At 69.4% G+C, this 21,904-nt stretch carries 15 protein-coding genes; 7 read left to right on the top strand and 8 right to left on the bottom strand.

The annotated features are described in order from the left end of the window. Positions 1-85 precede the first annotated feature (85 nt). The 3 genes from WMF24_RS44815 to istA all read right to left on the bottom strand — a co-directional run bounded on the left by WMF24_RS44815 (position 86) and on the right by istA (position 3,704). Positions 86-484, bottom strand: a complete 399-nt coding sequence (locus tag WMF24_RS44815; protein WP_437733610.1) for a hypothetical protein — start codon at positions 482-484, stop codon at positions 86-88. 833 nt (positions 485-1,317) lie between these two features. After that, positions 1,318-2,139, bottom strand: coding sequence for an ATP-binding protein (locus WMF24_RS44810; RefSeq protein ID WP_437730880.1), 822 nt, complete (start codon positions 2,137-2,139; stop codon positions 1,318-1,320). Then, positions 2,139-3,704, bottom strand: a complete 1,566-nt coding sequence (gene istA / locus WMF24_RS44805; RefSeq protein WP_437730881.1) for an IS21 family transposase — start codon at positions 3,702-3,704, stop codon at positions 2,139-2,141. Before istA ends, WMF24_RS44810 begins: the two co-directional genes overlap by 1 nt. A gap of 747 nt (positions 3,705-4,451) precedes the next feature. Here istA and WMF24_RS44800 point away from each other — a divergent pair. The 3 genes from WMF24_RS44800 to WMF24_RS44790 all read left to right on the top strand — a co-directional run bounded on the left by WMF24_RS44800 (position 4,452) and on the right by WMF24_RS44790 (position 12,309). After that, on the top strand, positions 4,452-11,201 hold the full coding sequence (locus WMF24_RS44800; RefSeq protein ID WP_437738932.1) for a DddA-like double-stranded DNA deaminase toxin: 6,750 nt from the start codon (positions 4,452-4,454) through the stop codon (positions 11,199-11,201). A 9-nt stretch (positions 11,202-11,210) separates the two neighbouring features. Beyond that, entirely contained in the window at positions 11,211-11,597 is a 387-nt protein-coding gene (locus WMF24_RS44795) for an Imm1 family immunity protein (RefSeq protein ID WP_437733609.1), read from the top strand. A 154-nt stretch (positions 11,598-11,751) separates the two neighbouring features. Beyond that, the gene (locus WMF24_RS44790) at positions 11,752-12,309 is read left to right on the top strand and encodes an imm11 family protein (protein ID WP_437738931.1); all 558 of its coding nucleotides are present in this window, start codon (positions 11,752-11,754) and stop codon (positions 12,307-12,309) included. 236 nt (positions 12,310-12,545) lie between these two features. Here WMF24_RS44790 and WMF24_RS44785 read toward each other — a convergent pair whose 3' ends face one another. Genes WMF24_RS44785 through WMF24_RS44775 form a run of 3 tightly spaced genes read right to left on the bottom strand, consistent with a single transcriptional unit; the run spans position 12,546 to position 16,758 of the window. Further along, a complete protein-coding gene (locus WMF24_RS44785; RefSeq protein WP_437733608.1) occupies positions 12,546-14,093 on the bottom strand; it encodes a hypothetical protein in 1,548 nt (515 codons plus the stop codon). A 35-nt stretch (positions 14,094-14,128) separates the two neighbouring features. Continuing rightward, positions 14,129-15,727, bottom strand: coding sequence for a hypothetical protein (locus WMF24_RS44780; protein ID WP_437738930.1), 1,599 nt, complete (start codon positions 15,725-15,727; stop codon positions 14,129-14,131). Positions 15,728-15,765: 38 nt separating this feature from the next. Then, complete coding sequence (locus WMF24_RS44775; RefSeq protein ID WP_437733607.1) at positions 15,766-16,758, bottom strand: PEGA domain-containing protein; 993 nt, start codon at positions 16,756-16,758, stop codon at positions 15,766-15,768. A 345-nt stretch (positions 16,759-17,103) separates the two neighbouring features. Between WMF24_RS44775 and WMF24_RS44770 the strand changes: the two genes are divergently transcribed. The 4 genes from WMF24_RS44770 (at position 17,104) to WMF24_RS44755 (ending at position 20,223) form a co-directional block, all read left to right on the top strand. After that, the gene (locus WMF24_RS44770) at positions 17,104-18,183 is read left to right on the top strand and encodes an RNA polymerase sigma factor (protein ID WP_437733606.1); all 1,080 of its coding nucleotides are present in this window, start codon (positions 17,104-17,106) and stop codon (positions 18,181-18,183) included. A gap of 119 nt (positions 18,184-18,302) precedes the next feature. Beyond that, positions 18,303-19,199: a helix-turn-helix transcriptional regulator gene (locus WMF24_RS44765; protein WP_437733605.1), complete on the top strand. Its 897-nt coding sequence runs from the start codon at positions 18,303-18,305 to the stop codon at positions 19,197-19,199. A 262-nt stretch (positions 19,200-19,461) separates the two neighbouring features. Further along, positions 19,462-19,977, top strand: coding sequence for a sigma-70 family RNA polymerase sigma factor (locus WMF24_RS44760; protein WP_437733604.1), 516 nt, complete (start codon positions 19,462-19,464; stop codon positions 19,975-19,977). Between the two features lie 123 nt (positions 19,978-20,100). Beyond that, a complete protein-coding gene (locus WMF24_RS44755) occupies positions 20,101-20,223 on the top strand; it encodes a hypothetical protein (RefSeq protein WP_437733603.1) in 123 nt (40 codons plus the stop codon). Positions 20,224-20,491: 268 nt separating this feature from the next. Here the strand turns inward: WMF24_RS44755 and WMF24_RS44750 are convergent, their stop codons facing one another. Continuing rightward, complete coding sequence (locus WMF24_RS44750; RefSeq protein WP_437733602.1) at positions 20,492-20,962, bottom strand: RNA-binding protein; 471 nt, start codon at positions 20,960-20,962, stop codon at positions 20,492-20,494. 206 nt (positions 20,963-21,168) lie between these two features. Then, positions 21,169-21,894 carry an ExeA family protein gene (locus WMF24_RS44745; protein ID WP_437730025.1) on the bottom strand — a complete coding sequence of 242 codons (726 nt, stop codon included), beginning with the start codon at positions 21,892-21,894 and terminating at the stop codon, positions 21,169-21,171. Positions 21,895-21,904: the final 10 nt, after the last annotated feature.

Below are 21,904 nucleotides of genomic sequence, written 5' to 3'. Positions count from 1 at the left end.
GGTACGTCGGTCATGGGTCGGTCTCCGGTGATGCGGGGGTCGATCAAGGGCCCGTCCGGCGTTCGCAGCGCCGAGCGGGCCCGCTCTACTTCGGCGGCAGCCTACCACGGCTCGCGTCTGCGGGAGGACGGCTCGCTCGGCCGGTCCGGGCGCACGGGACGGGTTCGAGGCCGGCTGTCGCCAGCACGGCGGCGACCCGCGTGCGCTCATCCGCCTCCGCCGTACGGCGTGATTCCGGCTCACTGGCCATCGCTTGGAGGTAGGTCACGAACGCCTCGCGGTGGACCAGGCGCAGCTTGCCGAGCTTCGTGATCGGCAGCGGGAAGCCCGGCGCGCGGATCGTATCGAGGAAGACCCGCGGCGGGATGCCGGTGACCGACTCGACATTCTTCTGCGAGAGCATCTCCGGCTGCGGCGCCGTGATGGTCAGCCCGTCCAGCGGGATCGCGAACGTCGCGATGGCCGTGGCCGTGGGGCTGCTCACCCTGGGCCTCTGTGACCCGCCGACGGGTGTCTCCGGGATCGTCCGCTCGATCGGGCGCATGCCGTTGTCAGCCTGACGAAGAGCAAGTTGTGCCGAACCACGCGCGAGAGCCGCGGATGCCATGCCGTACCTCCATCCTTTAGGGGTTCGTGAGCGACCGTGACCGACGGCGCCGCAAGGGGCACGAAAAGGTAGTTCTGCGGCCAAGGTAGTTCGACGCGAACTACCGTGGTACGCGCCCGGCGAAATCAGCACGTCGTATCGCGGGGTTAGGTGTTCCGGGAAGGGCCGCTGAGGCGCCGAAAAACGGGGGGAGCAAAGGGCGCGATTTGGTAGTTCTGGGCGCCCCTCGGCGCCGCACGCGGAGGCGACCCCCAGGGTGCGCCGGGGTCGGCGCGGCGCGTAGGATGCGACCGGCGCCCACCCGCGATCGGGCTCGCTTCACTTCAGCGGCGGCCTACCACACCTTGCACCTGCGGGAGGACCAAGCTGCCACGTCGCAGGGTCATGGGGCCACCCCGTCGCAGGGTCATGGGGCCAGGGGGAGACGACGTGATCGGCCTCGACCATGCCCGAGACCGCGAAGCGTGTCGAGGTCCCCGGAGCCGGGCGCGCAGCGACCGGCGACGTCTCTCTTTTCGCAGGGTCATGGGGCCACCCGGGCCCCCTGAGAGCTCCGGCGCAGGGATCGCGACGCTCAGCAGCAGGAACGTCCACCCCGCCCCCGGCGCCCCTCACGGTCACGTTGACGAGGGTGGGCGAGGCGCGCCGAGTGGAGCGAGGGGGTCAGCGGCGCGGCCCCGGGATCGACGTCCTCGCCGGGGCGGCAGCGGTCATCGCCGTTTGCTGCGTGGATGGCTGGGCGGCTTGCTGCGCGCGGGAACCGGCGCGGCCGTGTTGCTCTCGTCGAGCTTCGGCTTGAGCCGTGGCCTGTACGACTCGCCCTCGACGATGAAGTCGAACGCCGCGTTCTTGAACCGATCGACGGCGCTCTGCGCGAGCAGCACGTCGTCGAACATCGCGAGCCACTCGGCCGTGTCGCGATTGCTCGTGACGATCATCGACGCGTGACCCGTGCGCTCGAGGAAGAGCTGGTAGACGTCGCGGCTCTCTTCCTTGCTCATCGCCTCGAGCGCGAAGTCGTCGAGGATGAGCAGGTCGACGGTCGTGAGCGCGACCATCTCGGCGTCGCGTGAGTTGTCGAGCCTGCTCTGGCGCAGCCTGCGCAGCATCGCGTCGGCGCGCAGGAAACGCACGCTGTAGCCGTGCTGGCACGCGAGGTGTCCGAGCGCGTTCGCGAGGAAGGTCTTGCCCACGCCGACCGAGCCGAGGATGACGATGTGCTTGTGCTCTTCGAGGAAGCGCAGGCTCGTGAACCCACCGAGCAGACGCTTGTCGAAGCTGACCTTCGCGGTCTTGTCCCAGAGCTCCAGGCGCATGTTGGGATCGAGCCCGGCGTCGCGTACGCGGCTCTCCGTCGCGCTCGCCTCGCGGCGCGCGATCTCGTCGGTGAGCAGCATGAGCAACATCTCCTCGTGCCCCATCGACTGCTTCTCGGCCAGCAGCAGCCGCTCACGCAACGTCGCTGCGATGCGGCCGAGGCGCAGGCGCTTGAGCGCCGTGACGAGCGCGGGGTCGACTTCGCTCGAGCTCATCACGCCTCCTCCTTCGTCGCGGCAGCCGCCAGCGTGCGTGTCGCGAAGTGCTCGGTGCTGCGCGCGAACCGCGGCGTGGGGAGCGCAACGACCTTGCGCTCATCCGTGGGCGGTGACGCGGGCGTCTTCGCCGTCTCGAGCATGCGCGTCACGCGCTGCACGTCGACGACATCGAACGCGAGCGCGCTCTGGCAGATCGCCTCGACGCGCCCGTTGCCGAACTTGTTGCACAGCCGCAGCAGCGCATAGACGAGCCGCATGCGCGTCCACGGTAGCGGCACATCGAGCAGCCGCTCGGCGTAGATGCCGACGTGCACGCCGCACTTCTTCGCGCTCGCGATGAGCGAAGCCACATCGCGCTCGGCCGCGATGTCCTTGCCCACGGGGTAGTCGCTCGGGTCGGTGGAGCGCTTGCCCGGCGCAACGCGCGCGTGCACCTTCACGAGCTGCGTGCCGGCGTAGATCCTCACGGACACGCTGTCGGCGCGAACGCGCACCGTGCTGCCGACGTAGCGCGTCGGCACGCTGTAGAGCGACCGGAGGACCTGCACGTGATGGTCGGGGTGCACCTTCGCGTCAGTCCAGTGCGGTACGTCGAACGGCGCTGTCGGCGCCGGCTTCATGGCGCTCCTCTCGCGCGTCTCGAACACCTCGCGCGGCACTTCGCGCGTCGTGCCGTGGACACGCGCACCGGCGACGTCGCGACACCACCGCTCAGCGGACGCGCGCGCCTCGTCGAGGCTGGTGAACGACTCGCCGTCGAACCAGCTCTCGCGCACGTACGCGACCTGATTCTCGACACGCGCCTTGTCTTTTGGCGACCTGACTCGCGCGGCATCCACGAACAGCCCGCGCGTCTGCGTGTAGTCGAGGAACGCCGGCACGAGCACGGGCGCGAGCTCGTCAGCGCGAAGCACGATGGCCTTCGTGTTGTCCGGGAGGATCACGCGCGCCATCGCGCCGAAGAACCTCCACGCCGCATCCAGGCCTGCGCACACCGCCGCGGTGGTCTGCTCGAACGACGGCCACACGAACTGGTAGCGGCTGTACGCGAGCGTCACCACGAGCACCCACAGGTTACGAACCCGCTGTGTCGCTGGGTCGAACAGCTTACCCATCAGGCCGAAGTCGATCTGCGCGACCTCGCCGGGCTCGGTGTCCGCGACGCGAACCGTCGGCATCTTCTTGCGCCACGCGAGCTCCTCCCTGGCGAAACGCCAGAGCGTGTCGTAGCTCGCGGTGACGCCGTAGTCGCGCGTGAGCAGCGTGTGGATCTTCCGCAGCTTCAGCGGGCGAGATTGGGCTAGCCAGGCCTCGATACGTGCTCGATGCGCGTCGACCTGCCTCCACTCATCGCTCGCATCAGGCACCGGGCGCGCCTGCACGCGCTGGGCGATCGCGTGAACCTCCTCGTCCGTCGGCTCGCGGTCGCGTGGCAGTGGCAGGGTCGCTGCGGCCTCGAAGTACCTGCCGACCGTCTTGCGATCGAACCCCGTCTCGCGCGCCACATGACGCGCGCTCTGCCCCGCCGCACGACGGCGGAGCATTTCCTTGATGTCAACCATGATCAGCTCTCGGTAGGGCATCGGCCTCCTTCCGACGGCGACCCGCGCCGTCGTCGGAAGGAGCCCGTCTCAGATCCCGACCGCGGCGTCCCGAGCTGGCCCCATGAGGCTGCGAAAAACCTCGGAAGCTGGCCCCATGACCCTGCGAAAACCGGGTCACGCCCCCGCGCGGGTGGCCCCATCCTCCTGCGATTGGGGTGGCCCCATGACCCTGCGAAAAACGCCGTCAGGTGGCCCCATGAGGCTGCGAACTGGCACAAGCGCTCGCTCGCCCCATGGGTGCGCGCGGGAGACAGGTTCAAGGCCAGCGGCCAGAGAACGGCTGGAACCCGCTCGCCGGGAACGCGGGGCGGCAGACGATTACCTCGCCGCCGCGCCCGGACCCCCGTCGCGCATCCCGATCTGCCTGTCCTGCACGCGTACCTCCCCCACCGGATCGATCCATCCAAGCTCGGGCTGCACCAGACTCGGTCGAGATTCGCGCCCATGGTCGTCGAGGCGGTGCGCACGCGGCCCGAGCCGAGCGACTTCACACTCGGCTCGCGTTTTTCCTCGCCGCGGCTTCATCATGGACGGCCAATCGCACCTCGACGAGGGGCAGCCGTGGCGCCCGCCGCGTGCACGCCGAACCGGCCCGAATGCTTCATGAATGCCTCGATACTGGCATGGATGGGCCGATTCCGCATGAGGTCAGCGCTTGACCCGCGAAGCAGCGTCGTGGCACTTCTGTGCGTCAGGGAGGCTGCGATGGCGCCAGTTCCGCGATGTGTGCTCCGGGCGTTGATCCCGCTCTGGATGTTTCTTGCTTGCATGCTCGCGCAGGGCGGGTGCCAGTGCATCTTCGGCGACCCGATCCCGGAGCCGCATGGCTTCATCGCCTGCCGGACCGAGCGCGCGCACCGTCCTGCCACGCCCCGCCCCGCGCCGGAGGTCGAGACCGTCGCGGCCGGCACGATTCCGGGGACGTTCTCGATATCGAGCACCGGGGAGGCCGTGTACACGATGGACTTGACCATCGTGCCCTCCCGCGCGGGCATGGGACCTCGGCTCCAGCTCGTCTATCGCAGCGATGGCGGCGACGGCGTGCTCGGCGCCGGCTTCTCCATCGCAGGACTGTCCGCGATCACGCCGTGTCCCAAGAACCTCGCGCAAGACGCGGAAATCCGCGCCGTGAGGTACGACGGCGACGACGCGCTCTGCCTCGACGGCCAGCGCCTCGTGCCCGTGCGAGAGGGGCCCGGGATCATCGAGTACCGGACGTTCCCGGATACCTTCGTCAAGGTGGTCGGGCACTATCCTCCAGAAGGGGCTTCGCCCGCCGAGGCGCTCTTCTTCGAGGCGCACCTGCCCAACGGCCGTGTCGTCGAGTACGGGCGCACCGAGGGCAGCAAGCCGCTCGCGCGGGGCGGCATCCCGCGCGCGTGGCTCGCGAACAAGGCCCGCGACGGGCGCGGTAACGCGATGACGTATGCGTACTGCGTCGCCGAGGCGGAGGACGGCCACGCCGCCGAGTACGCGGTGGACGAGATCCGCTACACGGGCTTCGAGGGCACGCCGTCGCTCGCTCCTTCGCGGGCGGTGCGCTTCGTGTATGGGACGAAGGATCCGACTGCGGTTGGCACCGGCTACTCGGGCGGCATGGCGCTCCAGCGCGCGCTTCGCCTGGACGAGATCCAGATGCTCGGCCCGGGCGATACCCTGGTCCTGCGCTACGGGTTCGGCTACGAGCTCAGCCCGGCGACGCACCGGACGCTCCTGACGCAGGTCGAGGAGTGTGCGGGCGACGGGGTGTGCAAGCCCGCCACGCGGTTTCAGTACAGCCGCGCCACGCCCGGGTTCAAGCGGATCACGACGAACATCGACAAGCCGGTCTCCGAGAGGGCGAGCCCGATGGTGTTCGACGTCGACGGCGATGGACGCGACGACCTCGTGATTCCGGACATGGTCGCGGGGCTCAGCACACCGAGCAATCCGATCACCGCGTGGTGGGCGGCGCGAAACCTTGGGCCCCGCGCCCCGCCGTCCTTCCTCGCGCCGGCGGAGCTCGCCTTCCTTGAAGACTGGCCCACGGTCGCCGATCCGAGTGGGCCCTCCGATCCGGCCCTTCTACAGCCCGAGCTCGGGACGGTCCTGGACTACGACGACGATGGGCGGGCGGACGTCCTGCTCCATGACGTCTACGGTTCCGAGGTCACATGGCATGTGCTCCTGTCCCGCCCGGACTGGACCTTCGCGCTCCACGACACCGGCATCCGCAGGCCCTTCCCGCTCCGGACCACGCCCGCGCCGCCCAGGTTGAGCAGCCCCGGCGCGTCGATGCACCTCGCCGATCTGGACGGCGACGGCGTGCCAGATCTGATCCAGTGCGAGGACCACGCCCGCGACGCATTGGCACCGCTGCCGCTCTTTGCGGTGTGGACCGCCCACCTCTGGCGGCCTGCGCGCGGCGCGATCCCCGGGGGGTTCAACCCCACGGGCGAATCGATCGAGCCGCTCTCCGGCTATCCCTGCGATACGGAATTCCACACGCTCGATCTCGACGCCGACAGCAAGATCGATCTCGTCGTGCCGTACTTGAGGCGGTTCGGTGACGGGTCGGTCCTCGTCGGAGCCAGCTACGACGCGATCACGCGCCGGGGCGATGGGCGCTGGGAGGTGTTCGACACCGCGCTCCCCATCGTGGGCCCCGGCGGCCGCGTCGTCTTTCTCGACGTGAACGGCGACGGCTTGCCCGATGCCGTCGAATCCGGCTTCGGCCATCGCCAGCTCACAACGTACATCAATACGGGGTCGACCTTCGTGCCCTCGGCGTTCCGGACCGTGGATGCGTTCAGCTTCGGCGATTTGCTGGACTTCCCGGATCAGGACGCGTTCTTCCGGTTCGCCGTGCCGCTCGACTTCAACGGCGACGGGCGGCAAGATCTCCTGATGCCGGTTCCACCGGGCATGCTCCTGGGCGGCTCCGATGCGCTGCCGTCGTGGGCCGTCTTGCTGGCGACGGGCGACCGCCATGGGCCGCCGTTCACGCTCGTCGACCCCCAGGTGCCGTTCGAGGCAAGCCTCGGCGACGCGGTCACCCTCGCCGATCCGCGCGGGCCGCGCACTGGCGACGTCGACGGGGATGGGGCGCAGGACGTGATCCTCTCGCTCGGCGGCGTGTTCAACGTCTTCCAGAACCTCTCTGCCGACCAGGATCTCCTGGTCGCGGTCTCCGACGGGATGAACGCGCACGACCCGACGGAGCCGGGCTTCGTGCCCAACGTGAGCATCTCGTACGGGCATCTGACCGACGACGCTTCGGTGGCAACGGGCGACGGAGCGGGGGATCCGGCGCGGGAGAGGCCGCTGTACCTCGCGCGTTCCGGCGCGGCGGACGACTGCGGCTACCCGCGTCGCTGCGTCGTGGGCCCTCGCCGGGTGGTCAGCGCGTATGCGCTCAACAACGGTGCGGATCGACCGCGGCGCTTCGAGATCGGCTACCGCGACGGGCGCTACCACCGGCTGGGCCGCGGATTTCTCGGGTTCGGGGAGCGGATCGTCTCCGACCTGGATACGGGCGCCGTGGCGATCGACGTCTACGACCACGTCACCTTCGACGATGAGCTGCAGGTGTTTCCCTTCGCCGGGCGCGTCCAGCGGACGTTGCGCGGGGCTCCTGGGCTGGCGAGCCAGCCCAGGCCGGAGCAGATCGAGCTCGCGTTCGTCGACGTGACGCGGACGCTCGTATCGACGAACGACGGCGCGACGTACTTCACGCTGCCCACCGAGCGCCGGGTGAGGCGAGCGCAAGGGGTCTATCCGCCCCCGGGCGGCGCGGCGCCCTCCATCGAGGCGTACGTGCGGGAGCTCGAGCGCGGCGGCGGCGCGACGGTGCTGCGCGATTCGGTATCGAAGGTGACGGACTTCGATGCGTTCGGCAACGTGCGCGCCGAGGAGGTCTCGACCGATGGCGTCGACCTGACGCTCGAGGTCACGCGGACGTTCAAGAACGACACCGAGCGCTGGGTCCTCGGCCAGCTCGAGACGCAGAAGGAGTGCAGCGCGGCGGCGGGGATGTCGCAGTGCCGGAGCCTCACGCGAACGACCACGATCTACGGCGAGGTGGAGGCCGAGGCCACGGAGAGCGACGACGGCCTGCCCGACACGAAGCTGAAGCTCACCTATGCGCGCGACGACTTCGGGAACATCACCGGCGTCACGGCGGAGGACGCCTTCGGGCACAAGCGCACATCCAGCACGGACTTCGACGAAGAGGGCCTCTTCCCCGAGAAGTACGTGAACGCGGCCGGGCACACCACGCTCGTGGAGTTCGACGGCGCGCTCGGCGTGCTCCTCGAGCAGATCGATCCGAATCAGCTCGTGACGACGTGGGCGCACGACGGCTTCGGGCGGCTCGGCATGGAGACGCGCCCGGATGGCACGACGACGACGGTGACGCTCTCCCGCACCAAGGACGGCGGCCCTGAGCAGGACGCGTGGCGGGTGAGGCAGCGGAGCACCACGGCTGGCGGCGCCGACGATACGATCGAATTCGACAGCCTTGGCCGCCCGATCCGGTGGTGGTGGTACGGACCCGACCCGGAAGCTGCGCAGGGCTCGAGCAAGGCAAAGCGCATCCTGCAAGAGATCGGGTACGACGCGCTGGGCGAGCGCATCGCGCGGCGTTCGGTGCCGGTCAGCGAAGATACCCTCGAACGCGAGCGGCTGTACGAGCGCTACGAGCACGACGCCGTGGGCCGCGAGGTGCGGCATACGACGCCGTGGAACGCGGTCACGACGACAGCGTACGATGGCCTGCTCGTGCGCGTCACCGACCCGCTCGATCACGTGACGGTGACCGAGCAGGACCCGCTGGGGCGCATCAAGACCATCACCGACGCGGCTGACGGGATCACCCGCTACAGTTACGGCCCGTTCGGCATGCTCCACACGGTCACCGATCCAGGCGGTGCGGTGACGCGCACGACGCGCGACGCGTTCGGCCGCGTCCGGCGGCTCGACGACCCCGATCGGGGCACGACGGTCTCGACCCATGACGGCTTCGGCGAGCTGATCTCCTCGACCGATGCGCTCGAGCGAAAGGTCACGTGGACGTACGACGCGCTCGGTCGACCCCGCTCGCGCGTGGAGCAGGACGGCGCCGAGCGCCGGACGACCACGTGGACCTGGGACACCGCGGCGCACGGGATCGGCAAGCTCCACACGCTTGCGAGCCGCGACGGAGAGAAGACATACGGGTACACCGACCGCGGCCAGCTCGACACGATCTCGCTCCGCATCGACGGCGAGCGCTCTGCCCTGGCGGCCAGGCTGGGCTACGACGGGCTCGGTCGCGTCGAGACGGTCACGTATCCGGCGCCTGCCGGCGCGGCGCCGTTCGTCGTGGCCCACGATCGCGACGCGCACGGCCATGTGCTCGCCGTGCGCGACAGCGGAACGAAGCGCGCCTACTGGCGCCTTTCGGACGTGGACGACGCGGGGCGCTTCCGGGAGGAGGTGTTCGGCAATGGCGCCGTCACGGAGCGGAGCTACTTCGCCGACAAGCAGCGCCTGAGGCACATGGCGACGCAGAGCGCCACGGGCGAGGTGCAAGACCTGGACTACGGCTATGACGATCTCCTCAATCTCACGCGCCGCACCGACGCCCTCCAGCCCGAGAACACGACGGAGCGCTTCCGCTACGACCCGCTCCAGCGGTTGACCTGCGCGTACTTCGGCGACGTCGAGCGCGCGTCATCGCCCTGCGCGCTCCGCTACGACTACCACCCGAACGGCAATCTCACCTTCAAGTCGGACGTCGGAACGCTCTCGTACGATGACCCGCTGCACCCGCACGCGGTCACCGGCGCGGGGACCGACGGCTTCGCGTACGACGCTGTCGGCAATCAGATCGCGCGCCCCGGCGGCACGACCGTGCGTTATACGCCGTTCGACCTGCCGGAGCGCATCACGCAGGGCGCGGCGACCATCACCTTCGGGTACGACGGCGACCAGCAGCGGATCCGCAAGACCACCCCGGAGAAGGAGACGCTCTACTTCGGCGACCTGGTCGAGCGGGTCACCGATCGGGCGTCGGGCACCGTGGAGCACCGGTACCACGTCCACTCGCCGGAGCGCGTGGTGGCGATCGTGACCCGGGGAGGCTCGGACGACGGCACACGTTACGTGCACGTCGATCACCTCGGCTCGGTCGATGCGCTCACCGACGAGGACGGCGACGTGATCGAGCGGCGGAGCTACGACCCGTTCGGACAGCGCAGGAACCCCGTGTGGGGAGAGCGCCCGCCTGCGTCTTTCCCGAGCGACATGACGCAGGGGTTCACCGGGCACGAGAGCGACGACGAGCTCGGGCTCGTGAACATGAAGGGCAGGATGTACGATCCCAGGATCGGGCGGTTCTTGACGACGGACCCGATCGTGTCGATCCCGTCCTTCGGGCAGAGCTGGAACCCGTACAGCTACGTGCTGAACAACCCGCTCGCCTACGTCGACCCGGGCGGCTTTCAGCAAGCGCCCCCGGAAGACGGGGCTCGCCCACCGCCGCCGCCTGGCGCGGAGCTCAGGTTGGAAGTACACGACCTGGCGCCGCTCGGACTCGATCTGCGCGTCGTCCCGTTGCCGAAGCTCGAGGCGCGCCCCGACACCGATACCAACACCGTGGCTGCCGAGACGGGCGGCGCCATGCCGCCGATCGACGTCAGCACGACCGGCAGCGCGTCCGGGCATGTGCCCCAGCCGGTGACCACGGCGCCGATCGACTGGTCGCAGAACCCTTATGTACAGCTCGAGGGCGGTTTCGTCGCCGGGCTGTTGCTCGGAGCGGTCCCTTTCGCCGGCGTCGGGCATGGGCTGCTGGACGCCGCGGGCGTGCTGGCCCATGGGACGCCGGAAGCCCGGATGGGCCTGGCCATCGGGCAAATCGTGGGAGGGCTGGCCCTCACGATCGGGGGCTTGACGGGGGAGGTCTTCGGGGGCATCACGAGCGCCACCGGCGTCGGCGCGGCGATTGGTGTGCCTGCGATCGTCGTGTCGACCGGGCTCGTCGTCGGTGGGGTCGGGAACATCGCGGCGGGGATTCAGGGGCTGTCGCAGGCGTTGATGTCACAAGGGTCGGGCAGTCCCGGACCGCAGAGCAAGGCGGCTGTTGCCAATGGCCCCCCGTCGCTCCCCGCATACGCTGGGGGCAAGACCTCCGGCGTACTCAGAACAGCATCCGGTGATATCCCAATCACTAGCGGTTATAAGGGTCCGTCTGCGGGCATGCCACCGGGGACGCCGGGCATGAACTGGCGTATCAAGTCACATGTTGAAGCTCATGCTGCGGCAGTGATGCGACAGCAAGGTCTGAAGGATGCAACCCTGTATATCAACCAAGCTCCCTGCGTGGGTACTACTGGCTGCGGCGCGATGCTGCCCAGAATGCTGCCCGAGGGGGCGCGGCTTCGTGTCGTCGGGCCGAATGGCTACGATAAGGTCTTCATCGGGCTGCCAGATTAAGAGGATACCGTGTTCACAATCGCATGGAACCAACACGAACTGCAGGCGGCATCAGTTCCGGATGTTGAGCGCATTCTTGACGAGCTTCATGAGGAATTTGCCAACGACGAACCGCAGCTTGTGACAGTGCAGTCAGAGGAAACGGGCGACTCGCTCGCGATTGGTATCGGTCGGGATAGGAGCGTATTGAACTACGTTAGTGGCAGCAAAGATCCGCCCTACTTCACGAGCACCGGGGAGCTTGATGTGGATGAGCCGATCGCGTTTCGCTTCGGCGGCGAGTGGTCTGAATTTCCCATAAGAAGCAGCGTTCCCAGCCTGGTTGCACGCCAAGCAATGAGACATTTTTGCATAACTGGAAAGCTCAGTCCTGACATCCAATGGGAACAGGATTGACATCAGCATCGTGCCACAGCCGGTGACCACGGCACCGATCGACTGGTCGCAGGACCCGTACGTGCAGGTGGAGGGAGGGGTCATCGCGGGGACGGCAAGCAATTGACATTCTGAGCAGTGTCGGCCAATCGCTTCGGCCAGGAGGGTCTCCGTGATGACGATTCCGAGGGTCTACAAATTTCGGTACAGCGAAGGCTTCGAGTGGCTGCTGCCGGTCAACGACGCTGACTTCGAGCTGCTTCGATTTGACGGGCAACGTAAATCCAGTTCATGGAGGCCTATCAGGATGAAGCGGCTCAAGGTCACTGAGCAAGGCCGGCCGCTTGAGCCGAGCGACTTCCCTGCGTGCTCAGGTGGCGACGTGCTCATCCTTGATCGGGCTGCACGAGACAGGATCGGATGGCATCTGGAACGGTACGGGGAGTTGCTACCTCTTCTCTGTGACGGCGGAGATTTCTGGGCGCTGAACGTGACCCGATTGGTCGACGCTCTCGACGAGAATAACTCCGAGCTTTTGAGGGCATCAGACACGGGAGCGATCCTGATGGTCCGAAAGCACGCGTTTCGCGCTGCGGCGTTGGAACGGGCTGAACTTTTCAAGGTGCCGCAGATGGTCTGCGGTTTGATCTATGTTACCGATCCATTTGTTGAGTTGGTAAGAGCGTCGGGACTCAAGGGGCTCGACTTTGTGCAGGTCTGGTCGCCGAACTGAACCCGCACGGCGGCAGGGGGTGAAGTCCGGGCGAGCGCTGCACAAGGCAAAGCAGTTGAGGCGCAAGTAGCCGCCGAGATTGAAGCCGAGGAAATGGCGGTCGGGGTTGTGCCGTCCGGGAGGCGGACGCCGATCGCCGTCCTGGCGGCGCACCTCGCCGCGGAACCCCTGCCGCCTCGCCGTGGGCGGCGCGAGCTCGTTCGGCGTCACGCCGTCCTCCCGCGGCCTGATTCCGACTATTCGGGAAACCGAAGCGTCTCGACGGCGATGCCGTCCTCCCCTCGGATCTCGCTGCCAGTCCAATCCCAGCTCACGCCGCCCTCACCCGGCGGTCCCAGCTCGAAGGTGACGCCCTCCAGCGTGAGCTGGTCCTCGTCGAGGTAGGCGATGCCGATCGAGTCGCCGCCGCGCCCTGGGCCGCCGTAGCCGCCGGGGCCCCCTTCGCCCCCGTTGCCGCCGGGACAGGACCACGTGCCGTCCCCCAGGGCGCCGCCCGGCGCCCCTCGGCCAGCCAGGCCGCCGTCCTGGGGCTCGCCTCCATCACCGCCCGGGCCGGCGGCGCTCGTGATGATCGCGCTGTCGCGCACCGTCACCTTGGCGTGGAGCGCGAGGAGGCCGATGCTCGGGTAGCCGTTCTCGCCTGCCAGCCCGCCCCTGCCGCCGCATCCGCCGGCGCCTCCGGAGCCGCCTCCGGCGCCTCCCTTGGTGGCCGCGCCGCATACGCTGAGCCCGCCGCGCCGTCCGCCCCCCCCGCCGCCGCCTTGACCCGGCATGCCCCAACGGCCGTCGCCGGCCTTGTCGCTATGCCAACCTGTCTCATCGATACGCCCGATGCCCTGGCCCGGCGCGCCGGCCGCGCCCCACGCGCCGCGGATCCCAGGCGTCCCGCTGGTGCATCCGATGTCGGGCACGTCCCCGCCTCCTCCCCGCCCAACGTTGTTCGGGTTCGGCGCGGGCGCCGGCTCCCCGTCGTCCCCGTCGCCGGCGCCGCTGGCGAGCCCGTCGCCCCCCTTGCCGCCGGTGCTCGGGGTCCCGCCGTCGCACGGGTTCACCATCGCGGCGCCGCCGGGGACGATCTCCGCCGAGCATGCGTCGCCGCCGTACAATCCGTGCGCGCCGCGTGGCGCGCGCAACGGTCCGGACAACGCCTTGCCATCGCGGCCCGCCCATCCATACGAGGCGCGAATCCGGCTTCGAACGATCTCCACCGTCGTGCCCGACCTCACGAGCACCACCGTCGGGCCGGCCGCGTCCAACCTGAACTGGACGATCCTCGATACACCGTCCGCGGCGCCTGTGTCCTCGGGGCCCGCCGGCTCGACGGTCAGCAGGACGCTCGTGTCGCGCAGGACCTGCAGCGTGGGCCCAGCATCTTCGGGGTCGAATTTCCAGTTCAGGCAACTGTACCCGCCGATCAGATCCACGCCGGAGGGAACGGTCAGGGGGTTGAAGAAGCCGTCATTGCAGGCGAACACGCGCCCCCGCCCCTTGCGCGCGAGCTCGACGGCGCGCTGCAGCGTCCGCAGCGGCTTGTCCCTCGTGCCGGGGTTCGCGTCGTCCCCGCCGCCCACGAGACCGCCGACGAACACGCCGCAGCCATCGAGCAGCTCATCGGCGGCGAGGTGCTCGAGACAGACCGACTCCGCCGGCGGTTCATCGGGGCACGCCGCCCGCTCGCCGTCGCAGGGCGCGGGGCCCACGTCGAGCGGACCGGTCGTGGTCCCGCATCCGACGGCGAGGAGCAGGAGGGAGGAGGCGAGGTGGACGGGAAAGGTCGGCTTCATGGTCCTTCTCCATGCGGCGCTGGGCGCGGGGCCTATCAACGTGGCGGCTCGGGGGCGGGCACGTCGAACGGACACCACGCCTGCGCTTCGCCGCGGGCGCCCTTGCCCTCGTCATCCTCGGGCGAGGCTGCGTTGCCCGCGAGCCCGCCGTCACCGGCCCCGCCGTGCCGTAGCGCGGCGTCCGGCGCGAAGCTCACGTGGGCCGCGATGGACGCGACGGCGCACGACGGGCCCCCGAGGCCGCCGCCGGCGTCGCCTCCGCGGCCGCCATCGCCCCCCGTGCCACCGCGGCATGCGTCCCACATCTCGGGTCCAAGTCGCGCCCCGCCGCGGCCACCACGTGCCCCAACGCCGCCCGGCTGGCCCGTTCCGCCCACTCCACCGCGGCCGCCGTTGCCCGTCGTCACCCGCGTCGCCTCGAGCATCAGCGCGCTCCCCTGCAACGCGACGACGCCGATGCTCGCGCCACCATGGCCGCCGCCCTTGCCGCCCTCGCCGCCGCAGCCGCCGCTCCCGCCCGAGCCGCCGGCCGCACCGGTCTGCGGGGCGCCCGCGCGGCACGCGACCATGTCGCCTCGCCCTTTGCTGCCGCCGCCGCCGCCCCCGCCTTGGCCGACGCCCCCTCGTTTCCCGTCCTGACCCCGGACACCGACCCATCCTTCTCTCTCGGTGAGCTCGCCTGGGCCTACGGCGCCGGCGGCGCGCCCGCTCGGGGCGCCGGCAGCGCCGTCTGTCCCCTCCGTGCATGTCTCGCTGCCAGCGCCGACCCCCGCGCGGCCCGTGCCGTCTGGATTCGCCGCCGGCCCCGGCTGACCCGGCGCACCGTCGCCGCCCGTCTCGAGACCTCCATCGCCGCCGTAGCCACCCGTCGACTCGATGCCGTCTTCGCACACGGTGACCACCGGAAGGGCGCCCACGGCGGCGCCCGCGGTGCAGGCGGAGGCGCCGTCGTTCCCCTCAAGGCCGTCCGTCGCCCGTTCGCTGGGCATGTCCTCACCCGGCTCCCCATCCTTGCCGTTGCCCGCGACGATCGCGCCCGCCCGCACGATCGCCCTGGCCCCCGGGCTCAAGATCATCGCGATCGACGACTTGCCATCGCCCGCCGAGGCGTCCGCCGCCACGACGCGCACGCCGAAGACCGTTGACGTTGCGCCCTCTTCTTCTCCCGTGATCACCCGCAGCGGGATCCCCACCGGCGGTGCGATGATCGTCGGGTGATCCGGTCCGCCGAACGACCCGTCATACGACCAATCGCCGCCGTCACACAGACGCCCGCCCCAGAGGTCGACCCCCGAGGGCAGCGTGGTCTTCTCCTCGAAATCCCCGCCGCACGCGTATACGCGCCGGGTCGGCGCCTCGCCGTGGCCTCGTCCGCTCGCGGCGAGCCCGATCGCGTGTTGCAGGGTCTTCACCGGCGCGCCCTTCGTGCCAGGGTTGCTGTCGTCACCCGACGACGCGCTGACGAACACCCCGCATTCGTCGAGCGCCGGCGCCGTGGTGGGGTCGCCGCCACAGAGAGACGTCGGTGGTGTGACGCAGAGGCGTCGGTCGTAGCAGCTATCGTCGTAGGCGCACCCGGAGAGGCCGCCCGCACCGACCGTCGAGACGGTACCTAAGGCCAACAGCAGCCGCATTCGTCGCGGTTCGAGAAGACGCATGTCCTGGCCCCTGATCACCACGCGCCGTACGCCACGAGGCCGGCCTGTGTCGGCGCGAACGTCGGCACCAGCGCGACCCGCGCCTTGGTCGGTTCAGCCTGCAGTGAAGAGAAGTCCGTGAAGAATGAAGCCAGAGTCGCAGCGCCCACCACACCGCTCGTCACCACCATCGCCGTGCCGAGCCCGGCGAAGAGATCTCGCTCTCGTTGGAGACTCGTCAGCTCGGCGCACGCGGAGGGTTTCGGCGTGTCCCGACATACCCCTTGAGAGACGCCCACGGCGTCGAGCTTCGCGTTCCGCTCGTCCAGGTCTCCGTCGGCGGTCCTCGCACGAACCATGAAGACCGCACCGAGCGAGCCTGTCGCCAGGGTCAACCCGAACCCGGTGATGCGCAGGGCGCCTGGCCAGGATGTCCAAGGGCTGGGCGGCCGGCCCCGCACGACAGGCGAAGAGCTCCTGGTCGTCGACGCTTCCTTCGGTGAACCCGGCGGGCTCTCCGGAGCGAGGCTCACCGCCAACCGCGGCAACGGCATTCTGACGTTGTACGCCGTTCCGGCCACAGCCCCGAACTCATGGAAGCCATCCTGGCGGCCCGGTGCAAAGGCCCGCACCATGCGTTGGCCGGGCTCCAAGAACAGCTTGTAGGTCCGCGCGACCCGGCCTACCCGCTTGCCGTCGACGAGCACCTCGGCATCCGACGGATCGACTGAGAGCAAGAGAGTCGCGACATGTCGTATTGCCTCGCGCTCTCCATTCTCAAATCGTAGCTGGAGCGCGAGCGGCAGCGCCGTGCGCTGCTCAAGGCTAAAGGCCAGGTGCTCGGCAGCATCGCGGTACTTGCGGAGCGCGAGCTCACACAGACCAAGCTCGCCGGCGAGCTCCGCGCGCTCCCGCTCCGTGCTGGACGCGGGGTGTGCCGCCTCGAAGGCAGCCTTGTAAGCGGCGTATGCCTCGGCCCACTTCCCCCTGTCGCGTGCCCTGCGACCGCGGCGAACATGGTCCTTCACCGTGGAGCCGTCACGTGGTCCTGGCTCCGGATAGGTGTCCTCCGCGCTGGCCGAGCTCGCACCGCCGCTCACAGCAAGGAGCGCAGATAAGAGCAGAACGCATGCGGAACATCGCATGGTTGGACGGTACTCACGCCGGCCGCGCGGCGTCAACGGAAGCGAATCGATGCAAAGTGGCCCCGACAGCGGCAAATTGCGTTCAGGTGCGGCAATGCGGTCGCCTGTTCGCGGCGGCGCGGGATCGAGCACCTGAACGCATGGTTCGGTGCCACATGGTGCTACCAAAGTTGCCGCTCCTTGCGCTTTCCTGCACCGTTTCGAGCGGCTCAGGGATGCTACCTAACCGTGGGCAAGCCAGCGACCCATCTCCTCAGCTTCAACCGCTTCCGGCGCCTGGCCAGGCTTCACGGCGTGCCCGCGCGCGACGCCGAGGACGTCGCGCAGAACGCGCTGCTGCGGGGATTGGAAGTGGAGAGGCGGGTCGAGCTGAGCGGCGATCCGGCGCGGTACTTCGTCACGATCGCCCTCAACGAGGCACGGAAGCACAGACGGAACGAGCGCCGCCGCGGAGAGATGCTGACGTCGTTCGAGGAGCGCGATCCCCGAGACGAATGCCCTACGCCGGAGGAACTGCTGCGCTTGCGGCAGCTCGAAGAGCTGGCCCGGGTCTTGCTCGACCGGGTCGGCCCCAAGTACCGGGATCTCTTGGTCAAGCACGAGCTGGAGGGGACACCGCTCTCCACGATCGCCGCCGAGCTGAACGTCCCGTTGGATACGGTAAGGGCGCAACACCGCCGGGCTTGGGATCGACTCGATGCGGCTTTCAAGCGGTGGAGGGCCCAGCAACCCGCGCACGGTAGGGACGAGAGCGCCTGCGTCCCGCTGGTGCTCGGGCTGGACCGCCGTGCGTCGTGGACGGCCTGGCTGCGCCGGCTGGGCGTGAGGATCGTCGTCCAGGTTGCGTTCGTCGTGTTGACCGGCGCGCTCCTCTCGGCGGTGCCGCCGCTGCCCAGCGCGGAATCGTGGCTGGACCCGGCGGCACGCGACGCACCGGGGGGCGCGCCCGCACCAGACGACGTCACGGCGCAAGGCTCACGTGACAGCGCGCGTTCCGCTGCCGCGCCCGCCGCGCCCGAGAGCTCGTCGTCGGCGGCCACCGGCAGTGCCCGCGCTGAGGCTGTGGTGAGCAGCACGCCCGCGCCCTCTGTGACGACAGCACCTCGTATCTCGTCCCCGGGGCGCCCCGTGTGGCCAACGGTCACCGCACGCGAGATGCGCCTGATCAGCCAGGCCCGAAGGGCGATTGAGGACAACGACGGAGCGGGCGATCACGAGGCGCGCCAGCTGCTCGAAGCCCATGCGCGTGAGTTTCCGCGCGGTCGGCTCGCAGCGGAGCGCGAAGCGCTGTTCAGGCACATTCGCTGAATCGTCGGCCGTCGATCGACGGCGAGCTGAGGGTGACGCTGACGCTGTCTTCAGACCAGACAGCACACGGCCGAGATCTGTCTTGCGCAGGAATGCGTACATCCAGGAGGCGGAATACCATGGAAGACATGCTGGGTGCGATGTGGCTCGTTTCGCCGATCGTCCTCGCGATGATGGCCTGCGTCGCGATCGGTTACGCGGTCACGGCGCGCGAGGCGCTGGGCCGCGAGCGGGGGCTGCGCGAGGCGCGCGAGCAGGCGCTTGACGACGAGGTGTCAGCCCTCATCGATGCGAAGGAGAAGGCGGAGCAGGAGCTCGGGCGACACCAGCGCCTCCTGGACTGCCATGTCGATGCGCTCGTGGCGGCGACGACAGGCGGCCGCGCGCGCCCGGTCCCGTGGCCGGGCAGGGTCCTCGAATCGTTCTGCGCGATGACGCCTGCGTGGCGGCGAAAGCTGGCCGAGGGCACGGGGCTCGCGCCAAGCGAAGTGCAGCGGCTGCTGAACAGCGACCTCGCGATCACGCCCGGCCTCGCGCGGCAGCTTGAGACCTGCACCGGCGCCCCTGCTCGGTATTGGGAGCGCCTGTGGCGCCTGCACGATGACTACCGGATGGACGTGGAAGAAACGGTGGTGCTCCAGCTCGGCGGCGAGCACATCACGAGGCGCGAGGGCTCGGCGCGTGCGCCGGCCCCGTCGTCCATGCCAGCGCCGCCGAGTCCCGCTTCGATCCCCCCTCGCGCGCCGGATGTCCCGCCGCCCGTGGTGCCGGCTCCTGACCCGGCCGCCAAGAGCCCACGGGCCAAGCTGCCGCCGCCTCCGCATCCGCGGCTGCGGTCGCCGCTCCCTGCTCGCTCCGTGGCGACGGACGAGCTGGCGCGCCGCGCGGCCACCCTGATGAGCTTCCCGTTGCAGCGTGACGAAAGCGGGCCCAGTCCTGCACGCGGGTCCGATTCGGATGACGTGGAGCGCTCGTCGCTGAACGCGACACTTCCAGGAGTAGGGAGCCATGGGTGAGCCCGGCTGCGCCTCGCGTTCCGTGGGAATGGGCGTGCGGGGCTCCGACGCCGCTCGCCATGAGGAGCATGCTGGCGAGCATGGCACCGATCCGGCGGCTGAATAACCACGGCTGACATCTCCGTTCGGTTTCGGACACCTGCGGGGGTGGCTGCTCACCCTTGCCTCATGCCACTTGACCATCGAACGTGATTCAGCGCTTCCGCGGCGTGGCGGAGCCATCATCGCGGGACGAACGAGCATCCAGGGGGAATGTGAGTCCATGTGTTGTTCGTCGAACGACGATGCGTGCGCGGCCGCACGCGCGCGCTTGTTTCGCCCGATCTTGGTCCGTGCCGTGCTGCGCTGGCTGGAGAGGCTGAGGGTGCCACGGCGCCATCGTGGCGACGTTGCAGGACAAGTCTGGGTCGAGGCCTGCGAGAGCTGGTCCAGGTTCGATCCGAGGCGCAGCCGCCCGGAACGCTGGTTGAACAGGATTACGGTGTATGTCGCCGCGCACTACCACGAGCGGGCGCAGCACCGCATGGAGCACCTGGTCGGGCTGATCGACGCGATCGATCCAGCGCCCGACGCTGTCGCGATGATGGTATCCGGCGCCGCCAGGACCGACATCATCAACGCGGTGAATGGGCTCGACCCGGAGCTGCGACACGTGCTCGTGGCACACGATCTGAACGGAATCCCGATGACCCAGATAGCCGATAGTGCGGGGGTGCCTATCTCCACGCTCTACAAGCGACGCACAGAGGGCACTTCGCGCGCTGCGCGACGTCTTTGAGCGTCACCAAGCCAGGGAGACCCACGCCCAAAAGGCCGGACTCCGGTGAGCGTCAAAGGCCTGGTGGTACACTTCCGGCGCGACTTGGACGCCCATGAGGTGGAGCGAATGACCGACGCCCTCATGATGCTCAAGGGAGTCACCAAGGTGACCCCGGTCGAAGTTCGCGTCGAGGACGACCTGAACCGGCAACGGGTCAAGCGGGAGCTCCTCGACAAGATTCGCGCGCTCCTGGAGGACAAGTAGCGAGGCGACCACGGCGCCGGGAGTTGGCATCGGAGGGGCTCCGCGCTTTCGCCGCGACCGAATTGGCGATGACCGACGTGCTCCTCGACCTCCGAGGCCACCGCGGCGGGCGGGGGCGCCGAGTTCGCGCCGAGCTCCTCGCGGCCGGCGAGGTGCCCGGCCGCCGCGGTGAGCACGCGGCGAGCTCAGCGCCTCTGGGGTCGGCGGAGCGCTGGGGACTGGTGGCGGGTTCGTGGCGGAGCGCCCCACGGTAACCTCGGCGGTCGTCTCACGATGCCGCGCGCCGCGGCGCGACCGTCCACCGCTCGCCACGCTCGACCGAGACGACGACGCCGACCGCGGCGAGACCATCGAGCAGGTCCGCGACGTCGGCCTTCTTCGCACCCTTGAACGAGGCCGCGATGTCGTCCACGGTGAACGCCCCCCGGATCGTGCCGAGGCAATCTCGGACCGCGGCGATCTGCTCGGCTAGCTTCTTCGGCCAGGGCTTGGCGTTCGGGGCGGTGGCAGCGGCCGGCGCCTCGTCGTCGGGCGTCTCGTCGGCGGTGGTGATCGTCGTTTGCGTGACGGAACGCGTGCCGCTCGGGTTCTGGAACTCGGGACGGAGCCAGCGGACCATCCCGCGGGCCTCCTCGGCGGTCCGCTCAGCATTCAGGGCGACGAGCTTTTCGAGGACTTGCTCGTCGGTAAGGTCCGAGGGCCAGCCGTAGGTGTTGCCGAGCCGGCTGGCTGATGGCACTGCGCCCCGCCTGAATGATGGCCATCTTGCCGCAGCTCGGTAGGTCTCCCCAGCCGCCGATGCCCATCGCGGGCGTGTCGCGCCGGCGCTGTACGGCGATGGGCATCGTGCCGGCCACGGTCCCTCGCGGCGAGGCGATGGCCATCCTGGATCAGACGCGCCTCGGCCCGCGAGGCCGACGAGCCTCGCGGGCTGTGCGCCGCCGTTCAGCCGAGAGACGAGGCGAGCGTGAGCGTCTCGGCGACGCGGGCCACCGCTTCGCGGTCGACCAGCTTGCGCTTGCGGCGCGCCGATTCCCGCATCGCCGCCGAGGCGAGGCGGTCGATCTCGCGCAGCGAGCCCGACGCGAGCTCATGCAGCGCGGCGAGCGACTCGCGCGAGAAGAGTTCGTGTTCCACACCGGCGCCCTTCAGCCGGAAGGCCACGTACTCCGCCGTGTCCTCCACCGTGGCCGGCTCGATCATGAAGCGGTGGTGGATGCGCGTGAGGAGCGAGCGATGGGAGCGCAGCGCCATGCGGCCCTCGAGCTCCGGGAGGCCAACAAGGACGATCGACAGAAGAGCACGGCTGTCCCACTCGTGATTCAAGAGGATATGCAAGTGCGCCATCATGTCCGGGTGCAGCAGATGGGCCTCGTCGAGCAGAAACACCGGGTGGATCTGATCTCTGCGCAACTCGTGGACATGCCGCTCGACGGCGAGGAACAGGTTCGCGGCGCTCGAGGTCGGCTGCAGGCCGAGCGCGTGGCAGAGATAGCGGTAGAAGTCGCGTCGGCCGAGCGTCGCATTGTGGCAGTAGGTCAGGCGGAATCCGGCCTGGGGTAGCCGATGCCGCAAGGCCCGTAGCACACACGTCTTGCCGACGCCCGGCTCACCGACGAGGAGCACACTGGCACGCTCGAGGAGCGCGGCTTCGAGATCGTCGACGAGCACCTGCTTGGAC

This window comes from Sorangium sp. So ce1335, from assembly GCF_051521615.1.
Taxonomy (GTDB): Bacteria; Myxococcota_A; Polyangia; order Polyangiales; family Polyangiaceae; genus Sorangium.
The sequence above is the reverse complement of the archived record's forward strand: the minus strand, read 5'-3'. Positions and strand labels throughout refer to the sequence as shown.